The sequence below is a fragment of the Microbacterium sp. FW305-3-2-15-F-LB2 genome, from assembly GCF_058787255.1.
Genome location: NZ_JBYSZO010000001.1, coordinates 382,487 through 398,597 on the forward strand (window position 1 = coordinate 382,487; position 16,111 = coordinate 398,597).

Below are 16,111 nucleotides of genomic sequence, written 5' to 3' on the forward strand. Positions count from 1 at the left end.
TCATGGCAGAAGACCTCGTCCTCGGACTCGGCGGCACCGTCGACTACGAGATCCGCTGGGATGCCGAGGTGCTCACCGCCCTCGCGGCGGAGCACGGCATCCGCCGCGACGAGCTCGTCACCACGGCGCCGATCGTCGACGAGCGCACGCTCGTCGCGACGGTGCTCGCCTTCCTCGCCACCGGTGGGGGAGGCGAGCGCTTCGTCTCGAGCTCGGAGATCATCGAGACCTTCGCCGCCCGGTTCGACACCGCCGTGACGCTCGGCGGAACCGGCGTGCGCGCGGGCATCGCCCTCGACCGGATCGGTGTCCCCACGGTGCAGCACCTCGTCAGCATCGACGACACCGTCCGGCGGCTGCTTCCCCGCTCGATGCGCGTCGTCTCGTCGGCCACGCGCGACACCCTCGATCCGCACCTCATCGTCCAGTACCCCGAGGGAACGTCGGTGACCCTCGCCGACGGGACGGTGACGGCACCGGCGTCGAATCGCCTGATCTTCGCCAACGACGCCCCCAACCGCGAGATGGCGATCGCCGACGGCCTCGGCGACGCGCTCGCCGGGGCAGCGGCATTCCTCGTGTCGGGATTCAACACGATGCAGGATGCCGCCCTGCTCGAGCGGCGTCTCGACGACCTGACCGCGGCGATGCGGCGCCTCCCGCGGGAGGCGGTGGTCTACTACGAGGACGCGGGGTTCTACGACCGCTCGTTCGCCGCGATCGTCCGGCGGCGGCTCCTCGACCGCATCGACGTGTACGGCATGAACGAGGACGAACTGCAGGAGTACCTGGGCCGCTCCGTCGACCTGCTCGCGCCGGACGACGTGGTCGCAGCGCTCACCGAGGTGCACGCGCTCATCCCGGTGCCCGCGCTCGTGGTCCACACCAAGTACTGGGCGCTCGCCGTGGGGCCTGAAGCCCACCGCCATCGCGCGGGGCTCGTGAGCGCGGTGCGCACGGCCGCGACCCGCTACCGCGTCGGCGACGCGTGCACGATCGCCGACCTCGACGACACCGCGGCGCTGCCGCGCCATCCGGGCGGAACCGCCGTCGTCGCCGCGGTGGAGGAACGGATGCCGTCCGCCGGCGTCGCCGCGCACGTCGTCGACGTCGCGCACCCGACGACGATCGGCCTCGGCGACACGTTCGTCGGCGGCTTCCTCGCGGCCGTGCCCGCGGCCGTCCGTGCGGGGTCAGCGTCGTGACACGTACGCGCGCCACAGGAGGCGAGCGTGACGCACCTTGGCGCGCTCGACGCCGTCCTGGTCGTGCCGCACGGCGCTGATCCACTCCGCGATGCGGCTGGACGCGGCATCCAGGACCATGCGCACGTCGGCGTGCCGCGCGGGTGGCACTCTCGCTTCGGCCGCGGACAGTCGGCCCCGCGCCGCGAGGTCGTCGTCGAGGTGGTGACGCACGAGGCGGGCGACGCCGACGGCGTGACCGTTGACGATCGAGTGCGCTGCACCCTCGATCTCCCACCGTCGGGCGTCGCGCGCCCGCGCCACGAGGCGGGAATGCAGCCGTCGGGGCGAGGGCCGGTCGAATTCGCCGCGGATGAGCAGGAGGCGGGCGTCGACGTGCCGGATGCGGTCGGAGATCCGGTAGCGGAGCATGTGGGGCAGCACTTCGGCGAAGTAGAGGAACCCGCACAGGAGGTACGCCGACACGGCCATCACCGCGATGTGCAGGGACTCGCGCGCCGTGGACTGCACGAAGCGCACCGCTTGCACGAACGCTGACGCCTCGTCCTCGTCGACCACGGGGCTCACGAGGACGGCGTGCGACAGATCGTCGCGCCGGGCGAGCACCTCCACCACGACCTGCGTTCCCATGGAGTGGCCGACGAGCACGGGGTTCTCCAGGCGGTAGTGGGCGATCACGCCCTCGACCTGGTCGGCGAAGAACCGCGCGGTCGGCTCGTCTCCGGATGCCGGCATCCCGGCGAACCCGGGAAGGTCGAGCGCGTACACGTCGCCGTGCTCCGCCAGCAGCGGCGCGAGGAACTCGAAGTAGCTCGCCGCCACACCGATGCCGGCGACGAGCACGAACGCCCGCCCACGGGCACCGGTCGACACGATCGTGACCCGGGTCTGGGCGCTCCCGCGCCGGACCGTCTGGACATCGACGTCGGCGGGGCGGGTCTCGTCGGCCATCCGTCCAGGATGCCGCACTCCCGATGGGAGGCTGTCAATCCCGGTTCCCGCCTCGGGTCGCCGACCTAGCCTGGCGCCATGACCGATGCTCCCCGTGACCACGAAGAAGAAACCCTCGGCGCAACGCACGACGCACAGAACCCGGCGGAGAAGGACCCGTCCGACTGGGTGACCGGCGACGAGCCGATGACCGCGCCGCAGCGCAGCTACATCGACACCCTCGCCCGCGAGGCCGGTGAGGAGATCACCGCTGATCTGACCAAGGCGGAGGCCTCGGAGCAGATCGAACGTCTGCAGCAGGAGACCGGCCGCTCCAACGGCTGATCCGATCCCGCTCCGTCGCTCAGGCGGAGCGGGATTCCTCTGCCCGGGCGCTCAGCCGCTCCATGTGCTGCTTCTCGGCGCGGGCGACCTCGTCGAGGAAATCGGCGATGACCCGCCGTTCCGCCGCTCCCAGCCGGGAGGCCGCCTCGGCCACCGACGACCGGCGCACCGCGAGCAGGTGCCGGGCGGGCGACGCGTCGTCGATGGTGGCGCGCACGACGATCGAGCGTCGGTCGCCGGGGAACGGGACTCGTTCCACCCACCCGGCGTCGGCGAGGCGGTCGATGAGAGCCGTCGTCGCGGCGGAGGAGATGCCGAGCATCTCCGCCAGGAGCCGCGGGGTCACGGGTTCATCGCCGTCCTCACGGGCGAGGAGGAAGCGGAGGACCTTGGCGTCGTTCGGGCCGATGCCCAGGGAATGCAGGGCGGCGCGCTCGGAGGCGGCGCCGGATTCGGACAGGTCGCTGACGGCCTTCACCACATCGTCTTCCGTGGTCATGTGTTCGTCACCCCCTGATCGGGATAGTTCATCTTTCTCGTATCTCGCACACCCATCAAGTAGCGAAACGATATATTTACCATCGTAGCTGTCAACCGTGCCCGGTGGCAGGGGCTCCGCGGTGTCCGTCTGACGTAAGATGCCGAGGTGGAGAACGGCTCGCAGGTGTCGCGCTATTGGTACGGTGCGACCGAAGAAGACCGCCGTCGCCGCGCCGTCGAAGTGCTCCAGGCATTCCGGGTCTATCGGGCGGCGGAGGTCGCGATGCGGCGTCGCACCCGCGAGTCCATGTCGATGGGCGAGAACGAGTTGCTCGTCCTTCGCTACCTGCTGCGGGCCACCGGCCAGGGTCGCCAGGTCTCACCGAGTGAAGTGACCCGCTACCTGGGGGTTTCCACCGCTTCGACGACCGCGATCATCGATCGCCTCGAGAAGTCTGGGCACGTCACACGCGTCCCGCACCCCACCGACCGTCGCAGCATCCACATCGTGGCCACGGCCGCCAGCGACGCCGAAGTCCGAGCGACGCTCGGCTCAATGCACTCCCGCATGATGGCCGCCGTCATCGACATGACGCCCGAGGAATGCGCCGTCGTCATCGCGTGCCTGAGCAGATTGCAGGATGCCGTCGACCAGGTCGACCCCCATCCGGAGCTGCCTGTCGACGTCGACGCGGCCCTCTGATCGGCGATCTACATACCGCGTAAGTAACTAGGAAGCCTAGTTGAATTCTGAGTATTAGGAATCGTCCGCGCTCCGTGAAACCATGACATCTATGGACGAGAACACGATCGAGGCGCGCATCCCCGCGGCCGGCATCGACGCCGTCCAGACGGTGGACGGTGTGGCCGTGGCATCCCTCCAGTCGGTCGTCTCACGACTGCGTCTGGATTACCCCGGTGAGGACCCCGTGCACATCGAGACCGTCGTCCTGCGCGAGTGGGAGGCGTTCTCGGCGGGTCGGCCTCTCGTGATCCCGACGGCCGTCGAAGAGGGCGCGCGCGAGATCCTGGATCAGCGGATCGCCTGAGTCAGCCGTCCGTGGCGTCGCCGGCCGGATCGGGGACGATCAGCAGCCCGCCGGACGAGTTGGCCGAGTTTGCCAGAGCCTCGACCCACGCGCGACTCAACAGCGCGGGCTCCGGGTCGTCGAAGACGAAGCGCAGCGGAATCGAGGGGTGCAGCCACACCGTGCTGCGTCCCACCTCCTGACCCGGGCCATGCGTCCACGAAAGCGTGAAGCTCTCGCCGCGGCGGAGTTTGGTCGCGATGACGACCTTGACGTGGGCGAGCGCGCGATCCTCGATCTCGATCGGCGTCGCGGCGTCGCCGTAGTAGAGCGTTCCCACGAGAGAACCGTAACGCCGTGGGGGTATCGCGAAATGGGGGCTTGATTCGGCACCGGGTGCCGTGCAATTCGCGCGGCGGCGGGTCTCGGATAGGCTCGTCGTCATGGGCCGATTCATCTACGACACCGTCGCGAACGCCGTCGACATCGATGACCGCACGCTGGCGCACCTCCGCATCGTCGTGATGAACAAGCTCCGACGCTCCGAGTCGTTCATGTTCGACGTCGAGGTGGGCGACGGCAGCGGCCGGCGCAGCTTCTGGATGCACCCGTCGGTGCCGATCCAGTTCCACTTCTACGGCAGCCGTCAGCCGCGCATCAACCGGGTGTGGGTCGAAGACCTGATGCTCGCCGCATCGGGCCCGAACGGTCTCGCGATCACGCCGGAGCCGTCGGAGGACACCCTCGTCGAAGAGGGCTGACCTCAGCGCTTCGGCGCGTCTTCAGCGGGTGCGATGTCCTCGGGGACGAGCATGATCCCGCCGGAGGAGTTGGCCGATTCGGCCAGTCGCTCGATCCATTCGCGGCTGAGCTTCGCCGGCTCCGCGTCGTCGAAGACGAACCGCAATGGAATAGCCGGGTGCAGCCACAGGGTGCTTCGGCCCCGCGGCTGGTTCTCGGGGTGCTGCCACGACAGCGTGAAGCTCTCGCCGCGACGGAGCTTCGTCGAGATGACGACCTTGAGATGCGCCAGCGCGCGGTCCTCGATGTGGACGGCCGTCCCGCCCCCGCCGTAGAAGATCGTGCCCATGGCATCCACGATACCGGGGTGCCTTGGCATGACTACGCGGCGGCCGCCGGGGTGTCAAGGCCACCCGTTGCGCGCGGCGGCTCTGGAATCGTGGTGACATCCACGGAAGGATCCCCGTGATGGACTCCCGCTTTCCCCTGACTCCCGAACCCGCCGGCGATGCTGACCTCCCCGAGGTCTTCGATCAGCTCACGGGGATCGATGTGGTGGACGGCGAGCTGATCCCGCGCGCCACCCCGATGGGCGAGTGAGCTCCCAGGGCCCTCGTAGGCGTCACCGTTAGCGTCGGTGTCATGTCCGACCCGCTGGACGATCAGCAGATCACGGTGTCCGGAGCGTCGTTGCGCGCGATGCGCGACGAGTTCCAACGCTTCCTCATGGAATACCGGTTCGGTCTCGCCGAGGTCGAGACCAAGATCTCCATCCTCCGCGAGGAGTTCCAGGAGATGCACGACTACAACCCGATCGAACACGTGTCGAGCCGGGTCAAGTCGCCCGACAGTCTCGTCGACAAGGTCCGCCGCAAGGGGATCGAGACCGACTTCGACTCGATCCGGAGCGCGATCACCGACATCGCCGGCATCCGCATCACGTGCAGCTTCGTCGACGACGCGTACCGTCTGTCGAATCTGCTGACCCAGCAGGACGACATCACGGTCCGCGATGTGAAGGACTACATCGCGCGTCCCAAGGCGAACGGATACAAGAGCCTGCACGTGATCGTCGAGGTGCCCGTGTTCCTCTCGACCGGTCGTGTCGACGTGCCCGTCGAGGTGCAGTTCCGGACGATCGCGATGGACTTCTGGGCGAGCCTGGAGCACAAGATCTACTACAAGTACGACCGGCTCGTTCCCGACGACCTGCTGGCGGAATTGAAGGATGCCGCCGACACGGCCGCCGAACTCGACGCTCGCATGGAGCGACTCCACCGCCAGATCCGTGGCCCCCGCCCCGGGGTGGTCTCGCTCTGACCCGACGGGTCACAATGGGGGGATGAGTGATGCGGCGGCCCTCCTCGACGCGGCGGCCGCCGATCTCCTCGCGCTCCCCCCGGCACAGTTCACCGCGGCGCGCAACGCGCGCGCCGAAGAGGTCGGCGGCACGGTGGGCCGGCAGATCGGGAAGGTGCGCAAGCCGACGGTCGCGGCGTGGGCGGTCAACCTGCTCGTCCGCGACGGACAGCTCGGTGAAGCCGTCGAGCTGTCGCAGGCACTGCGCGAGGCGCAGGACGACGCGGATGCCGCGGAGATGACGCGCCTCGGACGGCAGCGCCGTCAGCTGGTCGCCGCGCTGGCCCGGCGCGCCGCCGACCTCGCCGCCGAGGCGGGCGCACCCCTGAGCGCGTCGATGCGCGACGCGGTGGAGAAGACGGTCAACGCCGCGATCATCGACCCCCACGCCGCCGCGATGATCCTGACCGGGCGGCTGGTGGCATCCATCGATCTCGCCGATGATTCGGACCCGCGCGTGGCCGTAGCCGGTTCGGTGCCGGAAGGTGCGGCCGTCGCCGAGGCCCCCGCGCGGGATGACCTGGAGCAGCGCCGGGCGCGCAAAGCGGCCGAGCGCGCCGTGCGCGAAGCGGAGCGTGGGCGGTCGGACGCCGATCGGGCGCTGGCGGGGGCGACGTCGCGCGAGGCGACGGCGCGCGAGCGGGCCGATCGCGTCCGCGAGAGGCTCGAGTCGCTGCGCACCGAGATCGCGCGCGTGGAGAAGGACGTGGAAGCTGCGGAGGCGGCTCTCGACGCGGCCGAGGACGAGACCGCCGCGGCGCGCCACGGCGGCCACCGCGGCCCGCGACCTCGACCGCGCCCGCTCCGCGCTCGACGGGGGAGCGACCTCGTGAGCACCGACCGTCTCGCCGAGCTCGTCGCCGCCGCGCGGCTCCGGCTCGTCGACGCACCGCAAGAGCGCATCGGCGAGCTGCAGGAGGGGCGACGCCTGCTCGGCATCCCGCGCGCTCCTCGCATCGTGGACCGCGGCCGCGCGTGGCACCTGGGCACGCTGCTCCTCACCGCCGACGCGGTGCTCGCCACCGGGGACATCGTGCGGTCGCGCGCCGAAGTGCGCCGAGGCTTCGCGGCGGAATCGCAGCGCCGTCGCGCGGAGCTCGCCGCCGCCGCCCACCGCGGAGGCGTGCCCGAGGGGGAGACGGTGCACATCGGGTGGCATCCGGTCGATCCGCTCGCACTCGACGAGCGGACCGCGCCGGTCGCACTCCGCGACGGCGAGCCGATGGTGCGCTGGAGCGCGCGGGGCGGTTACGTCCCGCTCGCCCGCTATCTGGACGAACGCGTCGACCTGCTGGTCCACCCGCCCGAGCGCGCATAGTGCGCGACGGGGGTGCTGTCAACGACGATGCGCCCGGCGGTCGAACGTAACTTCGCTGGTCTATCGTGAGCGACGTGCAGCAGGTATGGCCAGGATCCAGTTATCCCCTCGGGGCCACGTATGACGGCAATGGGACGAATTTCGCCCTGTTCAGCGAGGGGGCCGAGCGCGTCGAGCTCTGCCTCTTCGACGCGGACGGGACGGAGACGTGCGTCGACCTCGTCGACGTCGACGCGTTCGTCTGGCACGCGTACCTGCCGAACATCCAGCCGGGGCAGCGGTACGGCTACCGCGTCCACGGCTCCTACGACCCCGCGAACGGCCAGCGCTTCAATTCGAGCAAGCTCCTGCTCGACCCGTACGCCAAGGCCGTCGAGGGGCAGATCGACTGGGGCCAGCCCGTCTTCAGCTACGAGTTCGGCGACCCGGACTCGTTCAACGACGAGGACTCCGCCGCGCACATGATGAAGGGCGTGGTCATCAACCCGTTCTTCGACTGGACCGGTGACCGCCACCCCAAGACCCCCTACGCCGAGAGCTTCATCTACGAAGCCCACGTCAAGGGCCTCACCCAGCTGCACCCCGACGTTCCCGAGGAGCTGCGGGGCACGTACGCCGGCATCGCGCACCCCGCGATCATCGACCACCTCCGCAAGCTCGGCGTGACGGCGATCGAGCTCATGCCCGTGCACCAGTTCGTCAACGACTCCACGCTCGAGGACAAGGGCCTGTCGAACTACTGGGGCTACAACACCATCGCGTTCCTCGCCCCGCAGAACACCTACTCCTCGACCGGTGACCACGGCCAGCAGGTGCAGGAGTTCAAGGCCATGGTGAAGGCGCTGCACGCGGCGGGCATCGAGGTCATCCTCGACGTGGTCTACAACCACACCGCCGAGGGCAACCACCTGGGCCCCACCCTGTCGATGCGCGGCATCGACAACGAGGCGTACTACCGCCTCGAGGACGACGACAAGCGGTACTACACCGACTACACCGGCACCGGCAACAGCCTCAACGTCGGCAACCCGCACGCGCTGCAGCTCATCATGGACTCGCTGCGCTACTGGGTGCTCGACATGCACGTGGACGGCTTCCGGTTCGACCTGGCATCCACGCTCGCCCGCGAGTTCTACGACGTCGACCGCCTCTCCACCTTCTTCGAGCTCGTGCAGCAGGACCCGGTGGTCTCGCAGGTGAAGCTCATCGCCGAGCCGTGGGACGTCGGCCCCGGCGGGTATCAGGTCGGCAACTTCCCGCCCCAGTGGACGGAGTGGAACGGCAAGTACCGCGACACCGTTCGCGACTTCTGGCGCGGAGAGCCTCAGGCCCTCGGTGAGTTCGCGTCGCGACTGACCGGCTCGGCCGATCTGTACGAGCACTCGGGTCGTCGGCCCGTGGCATCCATCAACTTCGTCACCGCGCACGACGGTTTCACGCTGCGCGACCTCGTGTCGTACAACGAGAAGCACAACGACGCCAACGGCGAGGACAACAACGACGGCGAATCGCACAACCGCTCCAGCAACATGGGCGTGGAAGGTCCGACCGACGATCCCGAAGTGCTGACGCGTCGGGCGCAGCAGCAGCGCAACTTCATCGCGACGCTGCTGCTCAGCCAGGGCGTGCCGATGCTGCTGCACGGCGACGAGCTGGGCCGCACGCAGGGCGGCAACAACAACGGCTACGCGCAGGACAACGAGATCACCTGGGTGGACTGGTCGAGCATCGACCACCCGCTCGTGGAGTTCACCGCGGCCCTTGCGCGCCTCCGCAAGGAGCACCCCACCTTCCGCCGCAGCCGGTTCTTCGACGGCCGCCCCGTGAAGATGGAGGAGGGTGACAACATCCCCGACGTGGTGTGGCTGCGCCCCGACGGCACCCTGATGCAGCCCGAGGACTGGGACTCCGGCTTCGGCCGCGCGGTCGGCGTGTTCCTCAACGGGCAGGGCATCCGCGAGCGCGACCGCCGCGGCGAGACGATCAGCGACGACCACTTCCTCGTGCTGTTCAACGCCGGCGACGAGCCCGTGGACTTCCACGTGCCCGACATCCAGTACTCGCCCGAGTGGGACGTGTACGTCGACACCGCGGGCGAGCGCGCGAACACCGAGCCGATCGCCCCCGGTGAGGCTCTCAAGCTCGAGCCCAAGTCGCTCATCGTGCTGCGCGAGCACCACCTGCCCGAGCCCGAGATCGACCACACCGTCGCCGCGTCGCTCACCGCGCAGATCGCCATCACCGCCACCGACGACCTGCCCGGGCAGGCACCCAAACCGGAGCTCTGATCCAGAATGCGGCATCCGCTTTCGACCTACCGCCTGCAGATCCGCGAATCCTTCCCCCTCGACACCGCTGCCGAGGTCACGGGCTATCTCCGTGACCTCGGGGTGTCGTGGGCGTACCTGTCGCCGCTGCTGGAGGCCACGCCCGGGTCCGACCACGGATACGACGTCGTGGACGTCACGCGCGTCGACCCGGCGCGCGGTGGGGCTGCCGGCCTGGCGCGATTCGCGGAGGCTGCCCGGGCCGACGGGCTCGGCATCCTGATCGACATCGTCCCGAACCACATGGGCGTTGCAGAGCCCCGGACGAACGCCTGGTGGTGGGACGTGCTCCGGCAGGGTCGTGCGTCGGTGCACGCCGACGCGTTCGACATCGACTGGCAGTTCGGCGACGGCAAGGTGCGCGTGCCGGTGCTCGGTGCCGACCTCGCCGAGGTGATCGGCGAGATCTCGTACGATCCGACGCCCGCCTCCGACGCCCCCGACGGACTCATCCGTTACTACGACCACGTGTTCCCGGTCGCACCGGGAACGGGGACGGATGCCGCGGCCGCGGGGTCGCGCGAGGCGGTCCAGGCTCTGCTCGCGGCGCAGAACTTCGAGTTGCGCTTCTGGCAGGACGAGGCCGCCGACCTGAACTACCGCCGCTTCTTCGCCGTCACGACCCTCGCGGGCGTGCGGGTCGAGCGACCCGAGGTGTTCGACGCCACGCACGCCGAGATCCTGCGCTGGGTGCGCGAGGGTCTCGCCGACGGCCTGCGCGTCGATCACCCGGACGGGCTCGTCGACCCCGGCGGGTACCTCGACAGGCTCGCGGGAGCACTTCGGGAGGCGGGTGGGGATGACGCCGGGTACGTGCTCGTGGAGAAGATCCTCGAGCACGGCGAGGCCCTGCCCTCGTGGTGGAAGACCGCCGGGACCACCGGCTACGACGCCCTCGCCGAAATCGACCGCGTGCTCACCGACCCCGCGGGGGAGGCGGCCCTGGATGCCGTCGACGCGCGGTTGCGCACCGACACGGGCCTCGCGCCCCTCACGGGCTGGCACGACCTCATCCACGACACCAAGCGGCGCATCGCCGACACGATCCAGGTCTCCGAGATCCGGCGCATCGTGCGCGGGCTCGCCGCGTCGATCCGCGCGGAGTTCGAGGCCGAGACGCTGCAGGACGCGCTCGCCGAGGTGCTCGCGTGCTTCCCCGTGTACCGCTCCTACCTGCCCGCCGGCCGCGCGCACCTCGATGCTGCCGTCGGTGAGGCGGAGGTCCGTCGTCCCGAGCTGGGCGATGTGCTCGAGGCGCTCGTCCCCGCACTGACGGACACCTCGCTCGAGATCGCGTGGCGCTTCCAGCAGACGACCGGCCCCGTGATGGCCAAGGGCGTCGAGGACACCGCGTTCTACCGCTTCACGCGCCTGGGCTCGCTCACCGAGGTGGGCGGCGACCCGGGCCAGTTCGCGCTCGACGTCGACGGCTTCCACACCGCACAGGCGGGGCGGCAGGCGTCCTGGCCCACCGCGATGACCACACTGTCGACGCACGACACCAAGCGCGGCGAGGACACCCGCGCCCGCATCGCCGTGCTCGCCGAGATCCCCGAGCGCTGGGCCGAGGTGCTGACGGAGTTCCGCGGCATCGCCTCGACCGGGCACGGTCCGTTCGACGCGCTGCTGTGGCAGGCGATCGTCGGGGCGTGGCCGGGATCGGCATCCACTCGTTCCGGACTCGCGGAGTTCCGCGCGCGGCTCCACGCGTACGCCGAGAAGGCGGCGCGCGAGGCGTCCGAGGTCACCGGCTGGTGGGAGCAGGACGAGGCGTTCGAGGAGCGGATGCACGCCGTCGTCGACGCGGCCACCGGCCCCGCGGCGGAGCGCGTGCGCGCGTTCGTCGACGAGATCGCCGCCGACGGCTGGTCGAACGGCCTCTCCGCCAAGCTGCTGCAGATCACCGGACCCGGCGTGCCCGACGTGTACCAGGGCTCGGAGCTGTGGGAGCAGTCGCTCGTCGACCCCGACAACCGCCGCCCGGTCGACTTCGCCGAGCGGGCGCGGTTGCTGTCCGAGATCGACGCCGACGGCGCCGAGACCCCGACCGTCGACGAGAGCGGCCGCGCGAAGCTCCTCGTGACCTCGCGCGCACTGCGCGTGCGGCGGGACTGCCCCGAGCGGTACTCGCTGTACCGTCCGCTCGAGGCGGCGGGTGCGGCATCCGGTCACGTCATCGCCTTCGATCGCGGCGGCGTCTCCGCGGTCGCGACGCGACTGCCGCATGGCCTGCGCGCGGCAGGCGGCTGGCGCGACACGGTGCTGCTGCGCCCCGACGTCCCCGCGGTCGACGTGCTGACGGGTCGCCGGTACCCCGGAGGTCCCGTGCCCCTGTCGGACCTGCTTCAGGACCTTCCGGTGGCGCTCCTGGTGGACGAACCGGCCTGCTCCTAGATTTCCCGGCGCGTGAGGGGTCAATAATTGTCGCCTCACGGCCTCGCAAGCGACAGATATCGACCCCTCACGCGTGAGGCAGAGGAGGAGGGATGCCATGGGCATCGAACTGTGGGCACCCAAGGCTGACCGGGTGCGGCTGCGTCGCCTCGACGAGAGCGGCGAGGACGTCGTCGAAGACGTCGAGGCCTCCGCCGGAGCGGGTGGATGGTGGAGCGCCGACGTGCGCCTGGCCGACGGCGAGCGGTACGGCTTCGTCCTCGGCGACGGCGACGACCTGCGCCCCGACCCGCGGTCCCGGCGCCAGCCGGCCGGTGTCCACGAGGCCTCCGAGTGGTTCGATCCGTCCACCTTCACCTGGACGGATGCCGCCTGGACCGGGCGACAGCTCGCCGGCGGTCTCATCTACGAGCTCCACCTCGGCACGTTCACGCCCGAGGGGACCCTGGATGCCGCGATCGGACGCCTCGACCACCTCGTCGACCTCGGCGTCACCCACGTGGAACTGCTCCCGGTCAACGGGTTCAACGGCGTCTGGAACTGGGGTTACGACGGCGTGCTCTGGTACACGGTGCACGAGGCGTACGGCGGCCCCGCCGCCTACCAGCGGTTCGTCGACGCCGCGCACGCCGCGGGACTCGCCGTCGTCCAGGACGTGGTCTACAACCACCTCGGACCCTCGGGGAACTACCTGCCCGAGTTCGGCCCGTACCTTCGCGAGGGCAGCCGCAACACATGGGGCGACTCGATCAACCTCGACGAGGACGCCGTGCGCGCCTACATCGTGGAGAACGCCCTGATGTGGATGCGCGACTACCACGTCGACGGTCTTCGATTGGATGCCGTGCACGCGCTGCTCGACCATCGCCCGGTGCACGTGCTGCGCGAGATCGCCGAGCGCACCGACGCCCTGTCGGCGCACCGCGGCATCCCGCTGACCACGATCGCCGAGTCCGACATGAACGACCCGAAGCTGATCCTGCCGCGCGAGGCCGGCGGGTACGGGCTCACGGCGCAGTGGTCGGACGACTGGCACCACACGGCGCACGTCGCGCTCACGGGCGAGACAATCGGCTACTACGAGGACTTCGCGGCGCTCGAGGCGTTCGAGAAGGTGTCGAAGGGCGGCTTCTTCCACGACGGCACGTACTCGTCCTTCCGGGGGGAGAAGCATGGCCATCCGATCCCCGCCGAGGTGCCGAACTGGCGCCTCGTGACGTTCGCGCAGGACCACGACCAGATCGGCAACCGTGCCGCGGGCGACCGGCTCTCGCAGACGCTGGCGTTCGACCGCCTCGCCGCGGCCGCCGTGCTGACGCTCACCGCGCCGGGCACCCCGATGCTGTTCATGGGGGAGGAGTGGGGAGCGACCACGCCCTGGCAGTTCTTCACCTCGCACCCCGAGCCCGAGCTCGGCGAGGCGACGGCGAAGGGCCGTGTCGCCGAGTTCGAGAAGATGGGCTGGGACGAGTCGGTCGTCCCCGACCCTCAGAACCCCGAGACCTTCCACCGGTCGAAGCTCGACTGGACGGAACCGGAGGGCGACGGCCACGCCGAGCTGCTCGGGCTGTACCGAGAGCTGGCGAAGCTCCGTCGCGCGCGCCCGGAGCTCACGGACCCGTCTCGCCAGGGGCTGTCCGCGCGCACGACCGAGGCCCACGGGGGCCGCGTCCACGAGCTGCGCCGCGGCGACCTCGTCGTCGTCGTGAACCTCTCGGATGCCGAGGTCGCGGTGCCCGTGGCATCCGGAGCCGGTGTTCTGCTCGCCACCGTGGACGGAGTCGTCCTGGATGCCGGGTCGCTGACCGTTCCGGCCGGAGGCAGCGCGATCGCGGCCCCCGCGCTCTGACGTCCCTCGTCCCACTTATGGCGGTGCGTGTCCCACTTCTTGTGGGTTCAGCGCCTCAGAAGCAGCCATAACTGGGACGAGGTCTGTGTGGGACCTCTCAGGCGGGTCAGTCGATCGAAGGGCGGATCAGGCGCAGGCCCGAAACGGCGGCGGGCGGAAGCAGCACGACGAGCGCGACGACGATCGCCGCAATCGCGATGGGCGTGCTCGTCGGTGAACCCGTGAGGCGCTCCACGGCCAGCCAGCTGAGCCCCCACGCGAGCGCGAGGGCGGGAGCCACGCGCCAATCGCTGCGCCACGCGAGGGCGAGACCGATGAGGGCCACGACCACGAGGACGGCGACACCGATCGCGGAGGCCGCGTTCTCCCACGACGGCGGCACCACCGTCGTCAGCCACGCGGCCGTGTTGGCGACGGTCGCGAGCGTCACCCAGCCGAGGTGGAGACCGGTGACCCCGTCGATGAGCACGGAGTCGACCGCGCCGCCGCGAGGGTCGCGGGTCGCGACGGCCGTCCGGAAGGCCCACCCCAGCGCCGCGAGCAGCAGCACGATCACGACGACGGTGAGGAACAGCGTGCCGAAACGCGCGGCGACCAACCACAGGCCGTTGAGCACCATGGTCACCCCGATCGGCCAGCCCATGGCGCGCTGACGCTCCGAGCCGCGCTGGCGGGGAAGCGCCTGCCAGACGGCGTAGGCGATGAGCCCGAGGTAGATGAGCGACCAGATCGAGAACGCCGGCCCCGCGGGAGCCAGGTAGGACCCGTCGGTGTCGAGGGCGCCGCCCTGCTGGTCTTCGACGGCGGTGTTGCCGAACGCTCCCGCGCCGATCACCGCGGCGATCAGCATGAACGACACCGCGGACAGGACGACGATCTGCCGCGCGAGGTCGGCGCCTCGGGCGGTCGTGGTGACGTGATCTTTCGCGCTCATGCCTAGAACACTAGAAAAGCTAGCCAGTTTCCGCACGCGCTTGACAGCGGTGGCCGCGCTTCGACGGCTCAGACGGCGAGGGCGCGCGCGGCGAAGGTCCGCAGCAGGAGGGTCGGCTGTTCCACGGACACGGTCCGCACGATCGCGGCGACCTCGTCGAAGGCATCCGCGTCGAAATACCCCGCGGCCCGGTAGACCGCCATCCGGGCGACGAACGCGTCGGCGGTGGGTTCGGGGTGGAACTGCGTCGCCCACAGCGAGACGCCGGCGCGGTAGGCCTGGACGGGACAGGCGTCGTTGCTCGCGAGCAGGGTCGCGCTCGGAGGAACGACCGCGGTCCCCTCCTTGTGCGCGGTGAGGGCTTCGAAACGCGTGCTCAGGATGCCGAACAGCTCATCGCTCGCGCCCTCGGCGGTGAGGGTGATCTCGGTCGGGCCCGTGCCCTCGGGGTGGTCGAGGGTCACGACGCCTCCGAGCAGGCGCGTCACCACGCCGATCCCGAAGCACGTGAACATCGTGCGTGTCCGCCCGTCGAGAGCCGCGGATGCCAGGGTCTCGAGGTCGCGCTCGAGGCGGAGTTGCACGTCGGTCTTGTCGGGATCGGTGACGTTGAAGGGACTCCCGCCGACGACGACTCCGGCGTAGCGCTCCAGATCGGCGGGGAGCGGTTCGCGGACCAGATCGTGGTGGACGAGGTCGTCGTCGTCGACGCCCAGCCCGTCGCGGAACGAGGCCCACTCGGCGACAGCCGCCTCGCGCTGCGGGCGCGCGCAGACGTAGAGCAGTCGACCGGTCATCCGAGGATTCTATTCGGGCGGCCCGAACCGCCCGCGACGGTGTGACGTCCCGCGACAATGGGGGTATGACCACCGCGACCCTGCTCGTCACCGATGTGGAGAACCTGGGGGAGGTCGTCGCCCTCCTGCGGGCTGCCGCCGCCGACCTGGACTACGGGCTCACCGTCCGCACGCTCGCCGGCGACGACGTCGACGAAACCGAGACGGCTGCCGCCGCGCGCCGCGACCGTGAGCGCAAGCGCCTCCCGATTCCGGTGCGCGTCGACCTCTACGCGCTGTCGGATGCCACGGTGGTCGACGCTGAGGCCGTGCTCCGGGGTGCTCGCGCCCGGGGGCTTCGCGGGGGAGCGACCGTCGACGAGGTGCGGAAGACGACCAAGCGCTGAGCGCGCCGCCCGCGGTCC

18 protein-coding genes are annotated in these 16,111 nt (G+C 70.2%); 12 read left to right on the forward strand and 6 right to left on the reverse strand.

Features of this window, described 5'->3' with window-relative positions:
• The first annotated feature begins 2 nt into the window (after positions 1-2).
• Positions 3-1,205, forward strand: a complete 1,203-nt coding sequence (locus AC3WLZ_RS01890) for an ADP-dependent glucokinase/phosphofructokinase (protein ID WP_492468842.1) — start codon at positions 3-5, stop codon at positions 1,203-1,205.
• On the opposite strand, the gene AC3WLZ_RS01895 is transcribed toward AC3WLZ_RS01890, so the two are convergent.
• The gene (locus AC3WLZ_RS01895) at positions 1,194-2,156 is read right to left on the reverse strand and encodes an alpha/beta fold hydrolase (protein ID WP_492468843.1); all 963 of its coding nucleotides are present in this window, start codon (positions 2,154-2,156) and stop codon (positions 1,194-1,196) included. The genes AC3WLZ_RS01890 and AC3WLZ_RS01895 overlap by 12 nt on opposite strands.
• Before the next feature lie 78 nt (positions 2,157-2,234).
• Here AC3WLZ_RS01895 and AC3WLZ_RS01900 point away from each other — a divergent pair, with 78 nt between their 5' ends.
• Positions 2,235-2,480 carry a DUF3072 domain-containing protein gene (locus AC3WLZ_RS01900; RefSeq protein WP_412923405.1) on the forward strand — a complete coding sequence of 82 codons (246 nt, stop codon included), beginning with the start codon at positions 2,235-2,237 and terminating at the stop codon, positions 2,478-2,480.
• Positions 2,481-2,499: 19 nt separating this feature from the next.
• Here AC3WLZ_RS01900 and AC3WLZ_RS01905 read toward each other — a convergent pair whose 3' ends face one another.
• Positions 2,500-2,979, reverse strand: coding sequence for a MarR family winged helix-turn-helix transcriptional regulator (locus AC3WLZ_RS01905; RefSeq protein ID WP_492468844.1), 480 nt, complete (start codon positions 2,977-2,979; stop codon positions 2,500-2,502).
• Between the two features lie 147 nt (positions 2,980-3,126).
• Between AC3WLZ_RS01905 and AC3WLZ_RS01910 the strand changes: the two genes are divergently transcribed.
• Positions 3,127-3,663, forward strand: a complete 537-nt coding sequence (locus tag AC3WLZ_RS01910) for a MarR family winged helix-turn-helix transcriptional regulator (RefSeq protein WP_492468845.1) — start codon at positions 3,127-3,129, stop codon at positions 3,661-3,663.
• A 91-nt stretch (positions 3,664-3,754) separates the two neighbouring features.
• Positions 3,755-4,009, forward strand: a complete 255-nt coding sequence (locus AC3WLZ_RS01915; RefSeq protein WP_412923408.1) for a hypothetical protein — start codon at positions 3,755-3,757, stop codon at positions 4,007-4,009.
• Between the two features lies 1 nt (position 4,010).
• Here AC3WLZ_RS01915 and AC3WLZ_RS01920 read toward each other — a convergent pair whose 3' ends face one another.
• A complete protein-coding gene (locus tag AC3WLZ_RS01920; protein ID WP_412923409.1) occupies positions 4,011-4,328 on the reverse strand; it encodes a DUF7882 family protein in 318 nt (105 codons plus the stop codon).
• A 103-nt stretch (positions 4,329-4,431) separates the two neighbouring features.
• Here AC3WLZ_RS01920 and AC3WLZ_RS01925 point away from each other — a divergent pair, with 103 nt between their 5' ends.
• Positions 4,432-4,749 carry a DUF7882 family protein gene (locus tag AC3WLZ_RS01925; RefSeq protein ID WP_022879211.1) on the forward strand — a complete coding sequence of 106 codons (318 nt, stop codon included), beginning with the start codon at positions 4,432-4,434 and terminating at the stop codon, positions 4,747-4,749.
• Between the two features lie 2 nt (positions 4,750-4,751).
• Here AC3WLZ_RS01925 and AC3WLZ_RS01930 read toward each other — a convergent pair whose 3' ends face one another.
• Positions 4,752-5,078 carry a DUF7882 family protein gene (locus AC3WLZ_RS01930; RefSeq protein WP_492468846.1) on the reverse strand — a complete coding sequence of 109 codons (327 nt, stop codon included), beginning with the start codon at positions 5,076-5,078 and terminating at the stop codon, positions 4,752-4,754.
• A 119-nt stretch (positions 5,079-5,197) separates the two neighbouring features.
• Here AC3WLZ_RS01930 and AC3WLZ_RS01935 point away from each other — a divergent pair, with 119 nt between their 5' ends.
• The 6 genes from AC3WLZ_RS01935 (at position 5,198) to treZ (ending at position 13,976) form a co-directional block, all read left to right on the forward strand.
• A complete protein-coding gene (locus AC3WLZ_RS01935) occupies positions 5,198-5,329 on the forward strand; it encodes a hypothetical protein (RefSeq protein WP_412923411.1) in 132 nt (43 codons plus the stop codon).
• A 42-nt stretch (positions 5,330-5,371) separates the two neighbouring features.
• On the forward strand, positions 5,372-6,049 hold the full coding sequence (locus tag AC3WLZ_RS01940; protein ID WP_412923412.1) for a GTP pyrophosphokinase: 678 nt from the start codon (positions 5,372-5,374) through the stop codon (positions 6,047-6,049).
• Positions 6,050-6,071: 22 nt separating this feature from the next.
• Positions 6,072-7,406 (forward strand): hypothetical protein, encoded by a 1,335-nt coding sequence (locus tag AC3WLZ_RS01945; RefSeq protein WP_492468847.1) that lies wholly within the window; start codon positions 6,072-6,074, stop codon positions 7,404-7,406.
• 65 nt (positions 7,407-7,471) lie between these two features.
• Positions 7,472-9,694, forward strand: a complete 2,223-nt coding sequence (gene glgX, locus AC3WLZ_RS01950; RefSeq protein ID WP_412923415.1) for a glycogen debranching protein GlgX — start codon at positions 7,472-7,474, stop codon at positions 9,692-9,694.
• A gap of 6 nt (positions 9,695-9,700) precedes the next feature.
• Positions 9,701-12,127 (forward strand): malto-oligosyltrehalose synthase, encoded by a 2,427-nt coding sequence (treY, locus tag AC3WLZ_RS01955; RefSeq protein WP_492468848.1) that lies wholly within the window; start codon positions 9,701-9,703, stop codon positions 12,125-12,127.
• A gap of 97 nt (positions 12,128-12,224) precedes the next feature.
• Positions 12,225-13,976 carry a malto-oligosyltrehalose trehalohydrolase gene (treZ, locus tag AC3WLZ_RS01960; protein ID WP_492468849.1) on the forward strand — a complete coding sequence of 584 codons (1,752 nt, stop codon included), beginning with the start codon at positions 12,225-12,227 and terminating at the stop codon, positions 13,974-13,976.
• 106 nt (positions 13,977-14,082) lie between these two features.
• Here the strand turns inward: treZ and AC3WLZ_RS01965 are convergent, their stop codons facing one another.
• Positions 14,083-14,910, reverse strand: coding sequence for a TspO-related membrane protein (locus AC3WLZ_RS01965; RefSeq protein ID WP_492468851.1), 828 nt, complete (start codon positions 14,908-14,910; stop codon positions 14,083-14,085).
• Between the two features lie 68 nt (positions 14,911-14,978).
• Positions 14,979-15,707, reverse strand: coding sequence for a type 1 glutamine amidotransferase family protein (locus AC3WLZ_RS01970; protein ID WP_412923419.1), 729 nt, complete (start codon positions 15,705-15,707; stop codon positions 14,979-14,981).
• Between the two features lie 65 nt (positions 15,708-15,772).
• Here AC3WLZ_RS01970 and AC3WLZ_RS01975 point away from each other — a divergent pair, with 65 nt between their 5' ends.
• Positions 15,773-16,093 (forward strand): hypothetical protein, encoded by a 321-nt coding sequence (locus AC3WLZ_RS01975; RefSeq protein ID WP_492468853.1) that lies wholly within the window; start codon positions 15,773-15,775, stop codon positions 16,091-16,093.
• The last annotated feature ends 18 nt before the right edge of the window (positions 16,094-16,111 follow it).

Excerpts from the sequence above, each read along its gene's own strand:
- AC3WLZ_RS01940 (WP_412923412.1), top strand. The coding sequence starts at position 5,372 with ATGTCCGACCCGCTGGACGATCAGCAGATCACGGTGTCCGGAGCGTCG.
- treZ (WP_492468849.1), top strand. The coding sequence starts at position 12,225 with ATGGGCATCGAACTGTGGGCACCCAAGGCTGACCGGGTGCGGCTGCGT.
- AC3WLZ_RS01975 (WP_492468853.1), top strand. The coding sequence starts at position 15,773 with ATGACCACCGCGACCCTGCTCGTCACCGATGTGGAGAACCTGGGGGAG.
- AC3WLZ_RS01900 (WP_412923405.1), top strand. The coding sequence starts at position 2,235 with ATGACCGATGCTCCCCGTGACCACGAAGAAGAAACCCTCGGCGCAACG.
- AC3WLZ_RS01930 (WP_492468846.1), bottom strand. The coding sequence starts at position 5,078 with ATGGGCACGATCTTCTACGGCGGGGGCGGGACGGCCGTCCACATCGAG.
- AC3WLZ_RS01925 (WP_022879211.1), top strand. The coding sequence starts at position 4,432 with ATGGGCCGATTCATCTACGACACCGTCGCGAACGCCGTCGACATCGAT.
- AC3WLZ_RS01915 (WP_412923408.1), top strand. The coding sequence starts at position 3,755 with ATGGACGAGAACACGATCGAGGCGCGCATCCCCGCGGCCGGCATCGAC.
- treY (WP_492468848.1), top strand. The coding sequence starts at position 9,701 with ATGCGGCATCCGCTTTCGACCTACCGCCTGCAGATCCGCGAATCCTTC.
- AC3WLZ_RS01905 (WP_492468844.1), bottom strand. The coding sequence starts at position 2,979 with ATGACCACGGAAGACGATGTGGTGAAGGCCGTCAGCGACCTGTCCGAA.
- AC3WLZ_RS01945 (WP_492468847.1), top strand. The coding sequence starts at position 6,072 with ATGAGTGATGCGGCGGCCCTCCTCGACGCGGCGGCCGCCGATCTCCTC.
- AC3WLZ_RS01965 (WP_492468851.1), bottom strand. The coding sequence starts at position 14,910 with ATGAGCGCGAAAGATCACGTCACCACGACCGCCCGAGGCGCCGACCTC.
- AC3WLZ_RS01890 (WP_492468842.1), top strand. The coding sequence starts at position 3 with ATGGCAGAAGACCTCGTCCTCGGACTCGGCGGCACCGTCGACTACGAG.
- AC3WLZ_RS01895 (WP_492468843.1), bottom strand. The coding sequence starts at position 2,156 with ATGGCCGACGAGACCCGCCCCGCCGACGTCGATGTCCAGACGGTCCGG.
- AC3WLZ_RS01970 (WP_412923419.1), bottom strand. The coding sequence starts at position 15,707 with ATGACCGGTCGACTGCTCTACGTCTGCGCGCGCCCGCAGCGCGAGGCG.
- AC3WLZ_RS01935 (WP_412923411.1), top strand. The coding sequence starts at position 5,198 with ATGGACTCCCGCTTTCCCCTGACTCCCGAACCCGCCGGCGATGCTGAC.